We start from the raw sequence: 1,580 nt of genomic DNA on the forward strand, positions 1-1,580 counted from the left end.
TGCCTGACGGATTTGCCAATCAGACGGTCTTGAAACTTGCACATGCACTTCCATCCGCATGCGTCACTATCCTCCTGCGTCCCCCCATTGTTCAAACGGTGGATCGGCGGTACAGGAATATCAACCTGTTATCCATCGCCTACGCCTTTCGGCCTCGGCTTAGGTCCAGACTAACCCTGAGCGGACGAGCCTTCCTCAGGAAACCTTGGGCTTTCGACGGAGGGGATTCTCACCCCTCTTTTCGCTACTCACACCGGCATTCTCACTTCCAAACGCTCCACTGCTCCTTCCGGTACAGCTTCACAGCGGTTTGGAACGCTCCCCTACCATTCCTTACGGAATCCGCAGCTTCGGTGGTATGTTTAGCCCCGTTACATTTTCGGCGCGGCGCCACTCGACTAGTGAGCTATTACGCACTCTTTGAATGGTGGCTGCTTCTAAGCCAACATCCTAGCTGTCTAGGCAGCGCCACATCCTTTTCCACTTAACATACACTTTGGGACCTTAGCTGGCGGTCTGGGCTGTTTCCCTCTTGACTACGGATCTTATCACTCGCAGTCTGACTCCCGAGTATAAGTTGCTGGCATTCGGAGTTTAACTGAATTCGGTAACCCTGTGGGGGCCCCTAGTCCAATCAGTGCTCTACCTCCAGAACTCTCAACCTCGAGGCTAGCCCTAAAGCTATTTCGGGGAGAACCAGCTATCTCCAGGTTCGATTGGCATTTCACCGCTACCCACACCTCATCCCCGCACTTTTCAACGTGCGTGGGTTCGGACCTCCAGTCAGTGTTACCTGACCTTCATCCTGGACATGGGTAGATCACCTGGTTTCGGGTCTACGACAACGCACTGAACGCCCTGTTCAGACTCGCTTTCGCTACGGCTCCGCCTCATCGGCTTAACCTCGCGCGTTATCGTAACTCGCCGGTTCATTCTACAAAAGGCACGCCATCACCCGTTAACGGGCTCTGACTACTTGTAGGCATACGGTTTCAGGATCTATTTCACTCCCCTTCCGGGGTGCTTTTCACCTTTCCCTCACGGTACTGGTTCACTATCGGTCACTAGGGAGTATTTAGCCTTGGGAGATGGTCCTCCCGGATTCCGACGGGGTTTCACGTGTCCCGCCGTACTCAGGATCCACTCTGGAGGGAAAACAGTTTCAGCTACAGGGCTGTCACCTTCTTCGGCCGACCTTTCCAGGTCCTTCACCTACTGTCTTCCTTTTTGACTCCGTATAGAGTGTCCTACAACCCCGAAGAGCATGCTCTCCGGTTTGGGCTGTTCCCGTTTCGCTCGCCGCTACTCAGGGAATCGCATTTGCTTTCTCTTCCTCCGGGTACTTAGATGTTTCAGTTCCCCGGGTCTGCCTCACGCTACGCTATGTATTCACGTAACATGTCCCATCCCATTACAGATGGTGGGTTCCCCCATTCGGAAATCTTCGGATCAAAGCATACTTACTGCTCCCCGAAGCATATCGCTGTTCGTCGCGTCCTTCATCGGCTCCTAGTGCCAAGGCATCCACCGTACGCCCTTCATACCTTGATCTAGCGTTGGTATTCTAAGAACACACGTCT

The 1,580-nt window shown here is 53.6% G+C and carries 1 rRNA gene (cut by a window edge); it reads right to left on the bottom strand.

Features of this window, described 5'->3' with window-relative positions:
- Window positions 1-1,551: ribosomal RNA gene (locus KNQ08_RS16685) — 23S ribosomal RNA — on the bottom strand (it extends 1,445 nt beyond the left edge of the window).
- Window positions 1,552-1,580: the final 29 nt, after the last annotated feature.

Origin of the sequence: Exiguobacterium sp. s46 (genome assembly GCF_018618875.1) — a bacterium.
Lineage (GTDB): Bacteria > Bacillota > Bacilli > Exiguobacteriales > Exiguobacteriaceae > Exiguobacterium_A > Exiguobacterium_A abrahamii.